Below are 622 nucleotides of genomic sequence, written 5' to 3'. Positions count from 1 at the left end.
TTCGACGCCGGCGGTTTCGCAGGCCGAGCGCAGGGCGGCCTCGGCCTTGTCCCACACCTCGAGACCCGGAGCGCGGGGTCGGGCGGTCGGCGAATTTCACCGCGAATTCGGGGAAGCCGAAATCGGCGTAGACGCGGCGGAGCATCTCGACGAAGCGGACGGTTTCATCGGCGATCTGGTCTTCGGTGCAGAAGATATGGGCGTCGTCCTGGGCGAAGGCGCGGACGCGCATGATGCCGTGCAGCGCGCCGGAGGGCTCGTAGCGGTGGCAGGCGCCGAACTCGGCCATGCGCAGCGGCAGCTCGCGGTAGGAGCGCAGGCCGTGATTGAAGATCTGCACGTGGCAGGGGCAGTTCATCGGCTTGACGGCGAGGACCTTGTCCTCGTCCTCGACCTCGGCGATGAACATGTGGCTGCGGTAATTGTCCCAGTGGCCGGAGGCTTCCCAGAGCTTGCGGTCGAGCAGCTGCGGGGTGCGGACCTCGATATAGCCGAATTCCTCCTGGCGGCGGCGCATATAGGCCTCCACCGTGCGGTAGAGGCGCCAGCCCTTCTCGTGCCAGAACACGCTGCCGACGGCTTCCTCCTGCATGTGGAAGAGGTCCATCTGCCGGCCGATCTT

Annotated in this window: 1 pseudogene; it reads right to left on the bottom strand. The window is 66.6% G+C overall.

The annotated features are described in order from the left end of the window. Nucleotides 1-622: pseudogene (locus RT91_RS19810) on the bottom strand (aminoacyl--tRNA ligase-related protein); the annotation flags it as partial.

This window comes from Acidiphilium sp. JA12-A1 (assembly GCF_000724705.2).
Classification (GTDB): Bacteria; Pseudomonadota; Alphaproteobacteria; order Acetobacterales; family Acetobacteraceae; genus Acidiphilium; species Acidiphilium multivorum.
This window is presented reverse-complemented; position numbering and strand designations above follow the sequence as displayed.